This is a genomic window from Paracoccus sp. SSJ, assembly GCF_030234105.1.
Taxonomy (GTDB): Bacteria; Pseudomonadota; Alphaproteobacteria; order Rhodobacterales; family Rhodobacteraceae; genus Paracoccus; species Paracoccus denitrificans.
In genome coordinates, this window is the sequence record NZ_JASSPE010000009.1 from 135,541 (window position 1) to 148,496 (window position 12,956).

The following is a 12,956-nucleotide window of genomic DNA, read 5'->3' on the forward strand; positions in this document are numbered from 1 at the left end:
TTGTCATTAGCTCAACTCCCGCGACCATGAGATCGCATTGACATAGATGCCGAGCGGATTGGCGCGCAGGACCTCGGCGGTGCGGGGCGTCTGGATCACCACGGTCAGGATCGCGGTCCAGCGCTCGGTGGATGACAGCTGGCCGTTCTCATAGCGTTTCTCGGTCCAGGCGACCCGGAAGCTGTCGGGCGAGGCGCGGATGACCGAGGAGACCTCGACCGAGACCTGCCGCTCGCCCAGTTTCGAGAAGGGATCGTTACCGCGGGCATGGTCGTTCAGCGCCGCGGCGCCGCGATCGGTGGTCCAGTCATAGGCGCGGAGCCAGTTCTGCCGCAGGATCACCGGATCGGCAGGAATCGAACGGACCTGCTCGATGAAGCGGCCGAGATGCCAGGCGATCTGCGGATCGGTGGGGCGATAGTCGGCCGCGGCAGGCGCGACGGCCTGGGCCTGGCCGAGATCGTCGACCTGCACCACCCAGGGCACGACGGTGCCGCGCGCCGATTGCCAGACCAGGACGCCGGCGAAACCGGCGGCGAGGATCAGGCAGGCGAAGGCCATCAGCCGCCAGTTCCGCGCCTGCACCCGGGCGGAGCCGATGCGCTCGTCCCAGACTTGCGCGGCCTTCTGGTAGGGCGTGACCGGTTCCGGCGTCTTGCCGTAATGCGTGGTCGGACGTCTGAACAGGTTCATGGCTTGTCGCTTTCGGAAAGGGAGACGGATGTCCCGGGACCATGGCTGTCGCCCGAGCGCACGGCATGGGCGGCAACGGTCGCGCCCCGGCCAAGGGACTGCCCGCGCATGCGCTGCGCCCAGGCGGGCGCATTGCCGCCGGCACTGGTGTTTGCGCCACCCGCATCAGCGGCGGGGCCACCGAGCGTGCCCTGCGTGGTCGATCCCCCGGTGCTGGTGAAACCGGCCTTCACGCCGGCTTCGCGCTTGGCCTTGAGACTGGCCGCCGCCCGACGCAGCGGGGTCATGGCAGCGATGCCCGCGCCCTTGCCGACGCCGGCGGCACCGGAGAGGGCGCCGTCGATCCCGGATTGTCCGGCCGAGTTCAGGGTATAGGCGGCGGAGGCGGCGCCCGCCGTGGCGGCCCCGCCGCGCGCGGTCGCGGCGATGCCCTTCGCGCCGAGCACCGTGGCGCCACCGGCGGCCATGGCCGCCCCGCCCACGGCCAGTCCTGTCCCCGCGACCGCCCCGGCCCCAAGCTGCGGACCGCCGGAGACCAGGCCGGTCGCGATGCCGGGGCCGAAGATGCCGAGGCCCAAGAGGGACAGCGCCGCCAGCACGATGGCCATGGCGTCGTCCACGGTCGGGGCGACGCCGCCGAAGCCGCTGGTGAACGCACCAAACAGCGTCGAGCCGATGCCGATGATCACCGCCAACACCAGAACCTTGATGCCCGACGAGACGACATTGCCCAGCACGCGCTCGGCCATGAAGGCGGTCTTGCCGAAGAGGCCGAAGGGGATCAGCACGAAGCCCGCCAGCGTGGTGAGCTTAAATTCGATCAGGGTGACGAAGAGCTGCACGGCGAGGATGAAGAAGGCGAGGATGACCAGCGCCCAGGCGAAGAACAGACAGAGGATCTGGAGGAGGTTCTCGAAGACCGCGACCCAGCCCATCAGGTCGGAGATCGATTCCAGCAGCGGCCGGCCGGCATCGAGCCCGGTCTGGGCGACGCGGCCGGGGCGCATGAGATCGCCGGCGGTGAAGCCGGTGCCGGAGGCCATCAGCCCGAGCCCGGCGAACGACTCAAAAACGATGCGGGCGAGGCTGTTCCAGTTGGTGATCAGCCAGGCGAAGACGCCGACGAAGATGGTCTTCTTGACCAGGCGCGCCAGAATGTCGTCCTCGGCGCCCCAGGCCCAGAACAGCGCGGCCAGGGTCACGTCGATGACGATCAGCGTGGTGGCGATGAAGGCGACCTCGCCGCCCAGCAGGCCGAAGCCGGAGTCGATATAGCTGGTGAAGACCGCCAGGAAATGGTCGATGACCCCAGACCCGCCCATGGATGATCACTCCGCTTCAGGGGAGACGGCAGGGCGGGATGGCTCGGGGCTGGGACTGCGCCCGAGGAAGCGATCGCGGGTTTCGGCCCAGATGTGTAGGCAGTCGGCATCGTCCGCCGCCGCTTCGCCCAACCGCTGGCAGCGGCGCTGGCCCTCGCGCAGCGGATCTTCCGGCTGCGACTGGCTCTGCTGCCCGGGAAGCGGCGGCAGATCGCCGGTCCGTTCCATCCGGATCAGGGTGACGGTCATGACGATCGCCAGGAACAGGATGGCAATGAGCCGGGCCATCGCCTTGCCTCCCATGATTGCGCCTCCTCGGGGCTTCAGTTGTTGAACATCCGGGCATTGCCGGGCTGGTAGCCGATGCCGGGCGTCAGGAAGCGTTCGCGCTGGATGCGGCCCTGTTCGGTGGCCGCCGCGCGCTCAGCCTCGGCGAGCGCCTCGGCGCGGCCGGTGGCGGCGAGGAGCGCGGTGAGATCGGAAAGCTGCTGCGATTGCAGGGCCAGCAGCTGGTTGCCGGCCTGGCTGGCCTGCAAGGCACCGGTGGCACCCTGGCTCTGTTCGACCAGCGTCGCCATCTCGGCCCGCTGCGCCTCGATGTTGTTGGTGACGCCGGCCTGGACGCGCATGGCGTCCTGCAACCCGCCCATGGTGTTGCTCCAGCGGGTCCGGGCATCGGCCAGGAGTTGTTGTTCGGACATCGAGAGATCGGGCGTGCCGTATTCCTGCTCGAACGCCTGGTCGACCTCTTGCACCTCGAAGGCGATGTTCTGGGCCTCGTCCAGCAGTTGCTGGGTGCGGGTGACATTTTGTTGCAGCTGCTGCAGCGAGCTATGCGGCAGGCTGGCGAGATCGCGGGCCTGGTTGATCAGCATCCGCGCCTCGTTCTGCAGCGAGGCGATCTGGTTGTTGATCTGCTCCAGCGTGCGCGCCGCGGTCAGCAGGTTCTCGGTATGGTTGGTCGGGTCGTAGACAATGCGACCGAAGCCGCCGAAGAAGGCTTGGGCTGGCGGAGTCAGGACCGGGGCCAGCGCCAGCGGTGCCGCCAGCGCAAGGACCAGTGCCGTGGTGCTGACGGAACGGGTGATCATGGATGGTCTGCGCGTCATGGCGCGGTCTCCTTTTCTGTGCTTGTTTCTGGTCCTGCCTCTGCGAGGGTGGATGCTGCCTTGGCGTCGCCGGGCGCGACCGCGTCACCGGCAGGTCCTGTCTCCGCGTCGGTGAACCCGGCATCGTCCGGTCCCGCCCCGTGATCAGTGCGTGCCGTTTCTGAACTGATCGGTTCAGATACAGGCATGCCGGTGGCTTCCGGCGCCAGATTGGCGAGGTCCGGGATCAGCTCGGCGGCCCAGTCCACGTCGCGGTCGCGCAGCCAGGCGGAGAGGAAGCCGTCACGTCCATGTTCGGCGAGGACCTGACCGATCAGCGTTTGATCGGATTTGGCGGATGCGGCGCAGAGCGCGAGACCGACTTCGCTGAGGCCCAGCTCGAACAGCCGGTTGCCACGCCGGGACTGGCAATAATAATCCCGCTTGGGCGTCGCCCGCGCCAGGATCTCGATCTGGCGGTCGTTGAGGCCGAAGCGGCGATAGATCGCGGTGATCTGCGGCTCAACGGCACGCTCGTTGGGCAGCAGCAGCCGGGTCGGGCAGCTCTCGATGATCGCCGGGGCGATGGCGGAATTGTCGATATCCGACAGCGACTGCGTGGCGAAGACGACCGAGGCGTTCTTCTTCCTGAGCGTCTTCAGCCATTCGCGCAGCTGGCCGGAAAACCCCTCGTCGTCCAGCGCCAGCCAGCCCTCGTCGATGATCAGCAACGTGGGTCGCCCGTCCAGCCGGTCGCCGATGCGGTGAAAGAGATAGGACAGAACCGCCGGCGCGGCGCCGGTGCCGACCAGGCCCTCGATCTCGAAGGCCTGCACCGAGGCCGCGCCCAGATGCTCGCTCTCGGCGTCGAGCAGCCGGCCCCAAGGACCGCCGATGCAATAAGGGCGCAGCGCCTGCTTCAGATCGTTGGATTGCAGCAGCACCGCGAGGCCGGTGATGGTGCGTTCTCCGACCGGCGCCGAGGCCAGCGAGGTCAGCGCTGTCCAGAGATGCTCCTTCACCTCTGGGGTGATGGCGATGCCTTCGCGCATTAGGATGGCGGAAATCCAGTCCGCCGCCCATGCCCGTTCGGCCGCATCGTCGATGCGGGCCAGCGGCTGCAGGGCGACGGAATTCTCCGCATCCTCGGACAACCCGCCGCCGAGATCATGCCAGTCGCCGCCCATGGCCAGCGCCGCCGCCCGGATCGAGCCGCCGAAATCGAAGGCAAAGATCTGCGATCTTTCGTAGCGGCGGAACTGCAGCGCCATCAGCGCCAAGAGCACCGACTTGCCCGCCCCGGTCGGACCGACCACGAGGGTATGGCCGACATCGCCGACATGCAGCGAGAAGCGGAACGGCGTCGCGCCTTCGGTCTTTCCAAAGAGCAAAGGGGGTGCATCGAAATGCTCGTCCGACCCCTCGCCGGCCCAAACGGCGCTCAACGGCACCATATGGGCGAGATTCAAAGTGCTGATCGGCGGCTGGCGCACATTGGCATAGGCATGTCCCGGTAGCGAGCCGAGCCAGGCGTCCACCGAGTTCACAGTCTCGATCATCGCGGTGAAGTCGTGGCCCTGCACCAGTTTCTCGACCAGCCGCAGCTTCTCGTCGGCGATGCTGGCGTCCGCGTCCCAGACGGTGATCGTCGCGGTGACATAACCCATGCCGGCCACATCCGCGCCGAGTTCCTGCAAGGCCATGTCGGCGTCGGCGGCCTTGTTGGCGGCATCGGTATCGACCAGGGCCGCGGGCTCGCTGGTCATCACCTCCTTCAGGATGGCGGCGATGCTCTTGCGCTTGGCGAACCATTGCCGCCGGATCTTCGTCAGCAGTTTCGTCGCATCGGTCTTGTCGATAAGGATGGCGCGGGTCGACCAGCGGTACGGAAAGGCGATGCGGTTCAGCTCGTCGAGAATGCCGGGCGTCGTCGCGGTCGGAAAGCCGGTGATGGTCAGCACCCGCAGATGCTGCTCGCCGAGCCGCGGCTCCAGCCCGCCGGTCAGCGGCTGGTCGGCGAGCAGGGCGTCGAGATGCATCGGCACTTCCGGCACGCGCAGGCGCTGCCGGTTGGTGGAGATGGTGGAATGCAGATAGGTCAGCGTCTCTGGATCGTCGAGCCAGCGGCATTCCGGCATGAAGCCGTCGAGCAGCGCCAGCACCCGGTCGCTGCGGTCGATGAAACCGCGCAGCAGTTCCCAGGGATTCACCCCAGATGTCTCGCGGCCCTCGTAGAGCCAGCTTTCCGCGCGGGCCGCCTCTTCGGCCGGCGGCAGCCAGAGCAGGGTGAGAAAATAGTCCGAGACGAAATGGCTGCCTTCCTGCTCGAAATCGGCCTTGCGCTCGGCATCGACCAGCGCCGAGGCGGGATCGGGGAAGCGGCTGTCGGGATAGGTGGCGGCTTCGGACCGCTGCGCCTCGACGAAGATGGCCCAGCCCGAGCCGAGGCGGCGGAAGGCGTTGTTCAGCCGCCCCGCCACCGCGACCAGTTCGGCGGCCACGGCGGAATCCAGATCGGGGCCGCGGAATTTCGCCGTGCGCTGGAACGAACCGTCCTTGTTCAGCACCACGCCCGGCGCGACCAGCGCCGCCCAAGGCAGGAAGTCGGCGAGGCGGGAAGCGGTGCGGCGATACTCGGCGAGATTCATCATCGCATACCTCCGTCAGACCGAGAGATGGCCGGGGAGACGCAGGTGGCGGCGCCCAACCTCGACGAAGAGCGGGTCGCGCTTCGCCGCCCAGACGGCGGCGATGTGACCGACCGCCCAGATCAGGATGCCGGCCAGCCAGAGCTGGAGGCCGAGACCTACGGCGCCGGCCAGGGTGCCGTTCAGGATGGCGATGCTTCTCGGCGCGCCGCCGAGCAGGATCGGCTCGGTCAGGGCGCGATGCACCGGGACGGAAAAGCCCGGTACGTCGGAAAGCTGCTCGAAGCCCTGCGTCATCAGACCAAGGCCCCGCCGCCGAAGCTGAAGAAACTGAGGAAGAACGAACTGGCCGCGAAGGCGATGGAGATGCCGAAGACGATCTGGATCAGCCGGCGAAAGCCGCCGCCGGTATCGCCGAATGCCAGCGTCAGGCCGGTGACGATAATGATGATCACCGCCACGATCTTGGCCACCGGTCCCTCGACGGAATCGAGGATGGATTGCAGCGGCGCCTCCCAGGGCATCGAGGAACCGGCGGCATGGGCGGCGGGCGCCAATACAAGGCTGACATAGGCGAAGCTGGCGGATGCCGCGATACGGCGGGGAAGCTTCAATGCAGGTCGGATCATGGAGAATCTCCGATGTTTTGATGGGTGTCGGTCTCGGTGTCGGGAATCACGGGTGCGATGCGGTATTCGCCGTCCGGCCGAAGGCCCTCGACCCGGACCAGTTCGGTGAGACGGCGATTGCTGCCGCGTCCGGCCAGAACGGCGATCAGATCCACGGTCTCGGCGATCAGCGCCCGTGGCACGGTGACCACGGCCTCCTGGATCAGCTGTTCGAGGCGGCGCAGGGCTCCGATGCCCGATCCGGCATGGATGGTGCCGATCCCGCCGGGATGGCCGGTGCCCCAGGCCTTGAGCAGATCCAGCGCCTCGGCGCCGCGCACCTCGCCGATCGGGATGCGGTCGGGCCGCAATCGCAGCGATGAGCGGACCAGATCGGAAAGCGTCGCGACGCCGTCCTTTGTGCGCATCGCCACCAAATTCGGCGCGGCGCATTGCAGCTCGCGGGTATCCTCGATGATGACGACGCGGTCCAGCGTCTTCACCACCTCGGCCAGCAGCGCATTCGTCAGCGTGGTCTTGCCGGTGGAGGTGCCGCCGGCGACGAGGATATTGGCGCGGGTCACAACGCCAAGCCGCAGCGCCTCGGCCTGCATCCGGCTCATGATCCCGGCGGTGACATAGTCGTCGAGCGTGAACACGGCCACGGCGGGCTTGCGGATCGCGAAGGCCGGCGCGGCGACCACCGGCGGCAACAGGCCTTCGAAGCGTTCCCCTGTCTCGGGCAGTTCCGCCGAGACGCGTGGGGACCGGGCATGGACCTCGGCGCCGACATGATGCGCGACCAGTCGGATGATCCGCTCGCCGTCGGCAGGGGACAGCCGTTCGCCGGTGTCGTTCAGACCCTCGGAAAGCCGGTCGATCCAGAGCCGCCCGTCGGGGTTCAGCATCACCTCGACGATATCGGGATCCCGCAAGAGGGCGGAGATGGCAGGCCCGAGCGCGGTGCGGAGCATGCGGGCGCCGCGCTCCACCCTTGCCTCGATGTGGTCCGAACCTGCCATCCCGTCCCCCGTTCCACCGGGGCGGCGAGAGGAAAGCCCCGGATGGGGTCGACTAAAAGAGCCTCAAAACGAGAGAGTGCAACAGCTATTCAGCTGCCGTCGTAGTCTGGCGTAGAAAGACAGGGAAACGGCGGTTTTGCCCTTTCGGGAAAACCAGCGCAGGTGGCGGCAGGCTGACGAATCAACTCCGGTATGATCAGCATCACCAGCCACTAACCTTGACATCATTTTTTCAGTGACGATATCAATGATGTCAGTTTCCGGGAGTCGCAATCGCCATGCCCGCCATCACCATCCGCAATCTGTCCGCCGAGACGCATCGGGCGCTGAAGATGCGCGCGGCGCAGCATGGGCGCAGTACCGAGGCCGAAGTGCGCGACATCCTCGAACAGGCAGCGCGACCGCAGAACCGCGTCCGGCTGGGGTCGCTGCTGGCCGAGATCGGCCGCGAAGCGCGGATGAGCAAGGAAGAGCACGCCCTGTTCGAGACTGCGATCCGGCGTGACCGGACCCCTGCCCGACCGATCGATTTCGACGAATGATCCTGCTCGACACGAATGTGGTCTCCGAACCGATGCGGGACGCGCCGGATGCCGGAGAGTTGGACTGCCCCCACCGAGTGGTCCGGGTTGATTGTTAGTGCATCGTCGGCCGCTGGTCTATTGGGATGACGGCTTCCGGTGCGGGTGGGCGGTATCCCAGGGAGCTGTGCGGCCTGACAGTGTTGTAGTGGCGGCGCCATCGCTCGATGAGGATCTGGGCCTCCCTGAGCGAATAGAAGACTTCTGCATCCAGGAGTTCGTCGCGGAATCGAGCGTTGAAGCTCTCGCAATACCCGTTCTCCCAGGGTGAACCCGGCTCGATGAACGCGGTCTTGGCACCAACTGCGCCGATCCAGCCCTGCACCTTCTTGGCAATGAATTCCGCGCCATTGTCGGACCTTATGAACGCAGGCGGGCCACGCAAGATGAACAGATCCGTCAGGGCGTCGATTACGTCGGTGGAATTGAGCCTGCGGTTTACACGGATCACCAGCGCCTCCTTCGTGAATTCGTCGATGATATTGAGCGTCCGAAACAGCCGTCCGTCATGTGTCCGGTCCTGAACGAAATCATAGGACCAGACGTGGTTCGGGTGCTCCGGCCGGAGACGGACGCAGGACCCGTCGTTCAACCAGAGCCGACCCTTCTTTGCCTGCTTTTGCGGGACCTTCAGCCCTTCACGCCGCCATATCCGTTCCACGCGTTTATGATTTACATGCCAACCGGCGTTGTTCAGCAATCCGGTGATCATCCGATAGCCATATCGCCCGTAGGTGCGAGCGAGCGTGATGATGTCTTCCGTCAGCCGTTCTTCGTCCGGGGCGCCGCAAGGAACCTTGCGTTGCGTCGAGCGGTGCTGCCCGAGGATGCGGCAGGCGCGGCGCTCGGATATGCCGAGCGCCTGCCGCACATGGTCAATGCACTGGCGACGGCGCGAAGGGCTTAGAAGTTTCCCCGTGCAGCCTCGCTCAGGATCATCTTGTCCAAGGTCAGATCTGACACCGCGCGCCGCAACCGCTGGTTCTCCGCCTCAAGCTCCTTGAGACGCTTCAGCTGATCCCGGTTCATGCCGCCATACTGCTTGCGCCAGCGATAATACGTCGGCTCGGTCACGCCGATCTGCCGCACCGCGTCGGAAATTGCCATTCCCTGTCCATGAAGCACTTCAATCTGTCGAAGCTTCAGAACGATGTCTTCCGGTTTGTCTCGCTTGCCTGCCATCTGATGGTCCTCCTGAACAGGATATTTCTATCCCAGTGGGTGGACCACTTCAGTGGGGGCACTCCAGAGTCGTCCGCTGGATCGATGAGCAGGCGATCGAGACTCTGCACCTTTCGGCCATCACCGTGGCCGAGATCCGGTTCGGCATTGCTGTGCTTCCCGACGGCAAGCGCAAGGCCCGCCTGCATTCCCGTTTCGAGAAAGAGATCCTGCCGCTGTTCGAGGACCGCATCCTGCCCTTCGGTCTCGCAGCCTCGGAATGCTACGCAAGCCTGATGGCGCAGGCGCGCGGCAGGGGAACGATCATCGGCCAGGCGGACGGCTTCATCGCCGCAATCGCCGCCGCCGTCGAGTTGACCGTCGCGACGCGCGATACCGCGCCGTTCCTGGCTGCCGGCATCACCGTCATCAATCCATGGGAGGAGGCGAGATGAACCCGGAAGCCGTATCGGGCCGCCATTTTCGTCAAATGCCGAATATTTCCGTCAGTTTTCTGACCTAAGGAACTCCCGTGAGGGCCGCTGGGAAAAGCCTTTAGCGGTCGCACGAATGAGGGAAAAAGCGACCTTGCCGATACCTCGGATGAGCCGGCGAACCGGAACCCTGGAGTGCGAGGCGTGGGAGAGTGCTTGTGGCAGTAAGTTGTTACCCGTGGATTTGACCGTTGCTAGCCTCTCGGAGGTTAGGGGCCTGCGGAAGAAATCAAGGGTTGCGCTCCGGCTGGCGTACCATACGCTGTCCGACCACGTTCGTTTTCTCAAGGGGAGCAGATGCCGCGATACCCGCACTGGACCGAAGCTGAGTTTCCGGCTGCGAAGACCTTCTGGGCGTCGATCGCAAAGATCGACGAGAAGATGAGGGAGGATCCATATCGCTGGACCCTTTCGAAGGAGGCAAGGCTTGGTCAGTATGCGGACTTCAAACCGGGAAAGCTTTCCCATTGGAAAAACATCATCCGGACTAGCGGCCAGGTCACGCCGACGGAACTGAGTCTCAGGGGCGGGGACGATTTCGACGTCATGGACGGCCGGCATAGGATCTATGCCCTCCACGAGGAGGGGTTCACGGACGTGCTTATCCAGGTCCTCCCGATGGAGCCGGGCGATGAGGGGAAAATTGATAGGCTAGCGGAACGTCTCGCGCCTTAACCATCCCCAATGGCAATAATTCCCCGCAAAACAAAGGCCTGTGTTGGCGGGAAGCGGCGAGCCCGCCATGGTGGGTGTTCGAGATGAAACGACACGCTCCCGCTCTTGATGCAATGATCCTCGAATAAGAATCCTCGCCATTTAACGGTCCTGGCTACCGCCCCGCCGGAACAGAAAGTGTTGTCATACGGCCCCTTCGGCAGGGTCGAGTTTGGCCGGCTCATCCCCCGCCCCCGCGACATCCTCCGGTATCTCCTTGAGAAAGCTCTCGCCGGATTGCAGCCTGCGGCCGAGGGTCTCGACGAAGCCCTCGAAGCGTTCGCGGCCCTTGGCCTGGGCGGCGGCGTAGCCCTCGGCCGGGACCGGCGGCGTGACGGTCAGCCAGAAGCGGACGAAGAGCGCCAGGGTTTCGGCGCAGAGGCCGACATCGCGTTCGAGCCGCATGATCTGGCGCGACATGCGGTCGAGCCGGCGGGTAAAGGCCGCCTCGCGCCGGTCGGCATCGTCGGGCGAGAGAAAGGAAGCGACGGCGGCCTCGACGATGGCCGAGCGCGAGACCTTCCTGCTGTCGGCGAGATCCGAGATCTGCCGCAGCAGTGCGGGCGGGAAATAGACGTTCAGTCGTTGGCGCATGTTTTTTGACTCCTTACATGGGAATATCGTCGCCGGGATCCATCGAGGCCTGCCGGGCGACACCAGCCATCTTGCGGCGCAGCGCCTGGCGCTGGCGCGCGGCATCCGCCTGATCGTCACCGAGCAGCTGCCTGAACTCGTCCTCCGGCGACGGTTCCTTCCGTTCGTGGACGATCTCGACATGCTCGGGCAGTTCCGGCTCGCGGCGCAGGCCGGAATTGGCCTTGTCCTGGCGTTTTGCCTTGGACGTTTCACCGGCCCCTGCCCGATCCGCCGCCTGCTTCGGCGGCTTCAGCCCGGTCCAGTCGTCTGGTCGCGGTGATGGAGCAACCTCGCGCGGATCGGGCGGGGCCAGCATCCGCTCCCTGAAGCGCGGATCGGCATAGTAGCGCGCCTTCCGGGCCCGGATCGGCGGAGTGCCCGCGACCATGACGATCTCGTCCTCCGGCGGCAGCTGCATCACCTCGCCCGGTGTGAGCAGCGGCCGGGCGGTCTCGGAGCGCGAGACCATGATATGGCCGAGCCAGGGCGCGAGGCGATGGCCGGCATAGTTCTTCATCGCCTTCATCTCGGTGGCGGTGCCGAGCGCTTCCGAGACCCGCTTCGCGGTGCGTTCGTCATTGGTGGCGAAGCTGACCCGGACATGGCAGTTGTCGAGGATCGAGTTGTTCGGGCCATAGGCCTTCTCGATCTGGTTCAGCGACTGCGCGATCAGGAAAGCCTTCAGCCCATAGCCGGCCATGAAGGCCAGGGCGGATTCGAAGAAGTCCAGCCGCCCCAGCGCCGGGAATTCGTCGAGCAGCATCAGCACCCGGTGCCCGCGGTCCTTCGCATGCAGATCCTCGGTCAGCCTGCGGCCGATCTGGTTCAGCACCAGCCGGATCAGCGGCTTGGTGCGCGAGATGTCGGAGGGCGGCACCACCAGATAGAGCGTCGAGGGCATCTCGCCCGCGATCAGATCGGCGATGCGCCAGTCACAATGCGATGTCACGGCCGCCACGACCGGGTCGCGATAAAGGCCGAGGAAGGACATCGCCGTGCTCAGCACGCCGGAGCGTTCGTTCTCGGATTTGTTCAGCAGTTCCCGTGCGGCGCTGGCGATGACCGGGTGCGGTCCGGCCTCGCCCAGATGCGGGGTCTTCATCATCGCCGCCAGCGTCGCTTCGATCGAGCGGCGCGGATCGGAGAGAAAAGCCGCGACGCGCGCGAGGGTCTTGTCCTCCTCGGCATAGAGCACATGCAGGATGACGCCGACCAGCAGCGCGTGGCTGGTCTTTTCCCAATGGTTGCGCTTTTCCAGCGAGCCCTCGGGATCGACCAGGATATCGGCGATGTTCTGGACGTCGCGCACCTCCCATTCGCCGCGGCGGACCTCCAGCAAGGGATTGTAGGCAGCCGAGGCCGCATTGGTAGGATCGAAGAGCAGCACCCGGCCATGCCTGGCCCTGAACCCGGCGGTCAGCTGCCAGTTCTCGCCCTTGATGTCATGGACGATGGCCGAGCCGGGCCAGGTCAGCAGCGTCGGCACCACCAGCCCGACGCCCTTGCCGGATCGGGTCGGCGCGAAGCAGAGCACATGCTCCGGCCCGTCATGGCGCAGGTAGCCCTGATCGTAGCGGCCCAGCACCACCCCATCGAGACCGAGCAGCCCTGCTCGTTCGATCTCGGCGCGGCCAGCCCAGCGCGCCGAGCCATAGGTGTCGACATCGGCAGCCTCGCGGGCCCGATAAACCGACATCAGGATGGCGATGCCGATGGCGAGGAACCCGCCCGAGGCGGCGATGATACCGCCCTCGACAAAAATGCGCGGGGCATAGGCGTCGTAGAAATACCACCACCAGAACAGGGCCGGCGGGTAATAGACCGGAATGCCCCAGACCTCGAACCAGGGCGGCCCGAGCTGGGGTTGGAAGCCGAGCCGCCAGGCCGTCCATTGCGTGCCGGACCAGACGAAGATCAGCACGATCAGGAAGACCACGCTGATCTGGCCCCAGAGGATCTTCGTGCCGGACATGGAAACACCTCCTTTCA

The 12,956-nt window shown here is 65.7% G+C and carries 14 protein-coding genes; 3 read left to right on the plus strand and 11 right to left on the minus strand.

Annotated elements, in window-relative coordinates; genetic code table 11:
• Window positions 1–6 precede the first annotated feature (6 nt).
• Genes trbF through trbB form a run of 8 tightly spaced genes read right to left on the minus strand, consistent with a single transcriptional unit; the run spans window position 7 to window position 7,333 of the window.
• Window positions 7–693, minus strand: coding sequence for a conjugal transfer protein TrbF (trbF, locus tag QPR87_RS12150; protein ID WP_285049680.1), 687 nt, complete (start codon window positions 691–693; stop codon window positions 7–9).
• On the minus strand, window positions 690–2,015 hold the full coding sequence (gene trbL, locus QPR87_RS12155) for a P-type conjugative transfer protein TrbL (RefSeq protein WP_072462931.1): 1,326 nt from the start codon (window positions 2,013–2,015) through the stop codon (window positions 690–692). The genes trbF and trbL overlap by 4 nt, the downstream gene beginning before the upstream one ends.
• A gap of 6 nt (window positions 2,016–2,021) precedes the next feature.
• The gene (gene trbK-alt, locus QPR87_RS12160; protein ID WP_072462932.1) at window positions 2,022–2,318 is read right to left on the minus strand and encodes a putative entry exclusion protein TrbK-alt; all 297 of its coding nucleotides are present in this window, start codon (window positions 2,316–2,318) and stop codon (window positions 2,022–2,024) included.
• Window positions 2,319–2,338: 20 nt separating this feature from the next.
• Window positions 2,339–3,124, minus strand: a complete 786-nt coding sequence (gene trbJ, locus QPR87_RS12165; protein WP_181820543.1) for a P-type conjugative transfer protein TrbJ — start codon at window positions 3,122–3,124, stop codon at window positions 2,339–2,341.
• The gene (trbE, locus tag QPR87_RS12170; protein ID WP_285049681.1) at window positions 3,121–5,754 is read right to left on the minus strand and encodes a conjugal transfer protein TrbE; all 2,634 of its coding nucleotides are present in this window, start codon (window positions 5,752–5,754) and stop codon (window positions 3,121–3,123) included. Before trbE ends, trbJ begins: the two co-directional genes overlap by 4 nt.
• Window positions 5,755–5,766: 12 nt before the next feature.
• Complete coding sequence (locus tag QPR87_RS12175; RefSeq protein WP_072462935.1) at window positions 5,767–6,048, minus strand: VirB3 family type IV secretion system protein; 282 nt, start codon at window positions 6,046–6,048, stop codon at window positions 5,767–5,769.
• Window positions 6,048–6,380, minus strand: coding sequence for a TrbC/VirB2 family type IV secretion system protein (locus tag QPR87_RS12180; protein ID WP_072462936.1), 333 nt, complete (start codon window positions 6,378–6,380; stop codon window positions 6,048–6,050). Before QPR87_RS12180 ends, QPR87_RS12175 begins: the two co-directional genes overlap by 1 nt.
• Window positions 6,377–7,333, minus strand: a complete 957-nt coding sequence (gene trbB, locus QPR87_RS12185) for a P-type conjugative transfer ATPase TrbB (RefSeq protein WP_425355731.1) — start codon at window positions 7,331–7,333, stop codon at window positions 6,377–6,379. The genes QPR87_RS12180 and trbB overlap by 4 nt, the downstream gene beginning before the upstream one ends.
• Before the next feature lie 326 nt (window positions 7,334–7,659).
• On the opposite strand from trbB, the gene QPR87_RS12190 reads away from it, so the two are divergent.
• A complete protein-coding gene (locus QPR87_RS12190) occupies window positions 7,660–7,923 on the plus strand; it encodes a FitA-like ribbon-helix-helix domain-containing protein (RefSeq protein WP_072462938.1) in 264 nt (87 codons plus the stop codon).
• A gap of 94 nt (window positions 7,924–8,017) precedes the next feature.
• On the opposite strand, the gene QPR87_RS12195 is transcribed toward QPR87_RS12190, so the two are convergent.
• Window positions 8,018–9,144 (minus strand): IS3 family transposase gene (locus tag QPR87_RS12195; protein WP_152988090.1). Its coding sequence is split into 2 segments (ribosomal slippage): window positions 8,018–8,880 and window positions 8,880–9,144, totalling 1,128 coding nucleotides; the frame shifts between segments, so codons are not numbered across the junction.
• A gap of 35 nt (window positions 9,145–9,179) precedes the next feature.
• Here QPR87_RS12195 and QPR87_RS12200 point away from each other — a divergent pair.
• Both QPR87_RS12200 and QPR87_RS12205 read left to right on the plus strand, forming a co-directional pair.
• Window positions 9,180–9,578 (plus strand): type II toxin-antitoxin system VapC family toxin, encoded by a 399-nt coding sequence (locus QPR87_RS12200; protein ID WP_285049682.1) that lies wholly within the window; start codon window positions 9,180–9,182, stop codon window positions 9,576–9,578.
• Window positions 9,579–9,914: 336 nt separating this feature from the next.
• Window positions 9,915–10,292, plus strand: a complete 378-nt coding sequence (locus tag QPR87_RS12205) for a hypothetical protein (RefSeq protein WP_072462940.1) — start codon at window positions 9,915–9,917, stop codon at window positions 10,290–10,292.
• Window positions 10,293–10,475: 183 nt separating this feature from the next.
• Here the strand turns inward: QPR87_RS12205 and QPR87_RS12210 are convergent, their stop codons facing one another.
• Together QPR87_RS12210 and QPR87_RS12215 are read right to left on the minus strand one after the other, a co-directional pair.
• Window positions 10,476–10,925, minus strand: a complete 450-nt coding sequence (locus QPR87_RS12210) for a ribbon-helix-helix domain-containing protein (RefSeq protein WP_017998408.1) — start codon at window positions 10,923–10,925, stop codon at window positions 10,476–10,478.
• Between the two features lie 13 nt (window positions 10,926–10,938).
• Window positions 10,939–12,939: a conjugal transfer protein TraG gene (locus QPR87_RS12215; protein WP_074991008.1), complete on the minus strand. Its 2,001-nt coding sequence runs from the start codon at window positions 12,937–12,939 to the stop codon at window positions 10,939–10,941.
• Window positions 12,940–12,956: the final 17 nt, after the last annotated feature.

Bases quoted from the DNA above. Each gene is read 5' to 3' on its own strand.
- trbF (WP_285049680.1), bottom strand. From the start codon at position 693: ATGAACCTGTTCAGACGTCCGACCACGCATTACGGCAAGACGCCGGAA.
- trbL (WP_072462931.1), bottom strand. From the start codon at position 2,015: ATGGGCGGGTCTGGGGTCATCGACCATTTCCTGGCGGTCTTCACCAGC.
- trbK-alt (WP_072462932.1), bottom strand. From the start codon at position 2,318: ATGGGAGGCAAGGCGATGGCCCGGCTCATTGCCATCCTGTTCCTGGCG.
- trbJ (WP_181820543.1), bottom strand. From the start codon at position 3,124: ATGACGCGCAGACCATCCATGATCACCCGTTCCGTCAGCACCACGGCA.
- trbE (WP_285049681.1), bottom strand. From the start codon at position 5,754: ATGATGAATCTCGCCGAGTATCGCCGCACCGCTTCCCGCCTCGCCGAC.
- QPR87_RS12175 (WP_072462935.1), bottom strand. From the start codon at position 6,048: ATGACGCAGGGCTTCGAGCAGCTTTCCGACGTACCGGGCTTTTCCGTC.
- QPR87_RS12180 (WP_072462936.1), bottom strand. From the start codon at position 6,380: ATGATCCGACCTGCATTGAAGCTTCCCCGCCGTATCGCGGCATCCGCC.
- trbB (WP_425355731.1), bottom strand. From the start codon at position 7,333: ATGCTCCGCACCGCGCTCGGGCCTGCCATCTCCGCCCTCTTGCGGGAT.
- QPR87_RS12190 (WP_072462938.1), top strand. From the start codon at position 7,660: ATGCCCGCCATCACCATCCGCAATCTGTCCGCCGAGACGCATCGGGCG.
- QPR87_RS12205 (WP_072462940.1), top strand. From the start codon at position 9,915: ATGCCGCGATACCCGCACTGGACCGAAGCTGAGTTTCCGGCTGCGAAG.
- QPR87_RS12210 (WP_017998408.1), bottom strand. From the start codon at position 10,925: ATGCGCCAACGACTGAACGTCTATTTCCCGCCCGCACTGCTGCGGCAG.
- QPR87_RS12215 (WP_074991008.1), bottom strand. From the start codon at position 12,939: ATGTCCGGCACGAAGATCCTCTGGGGCCAGATCAGCGTGGTCTTCCTG.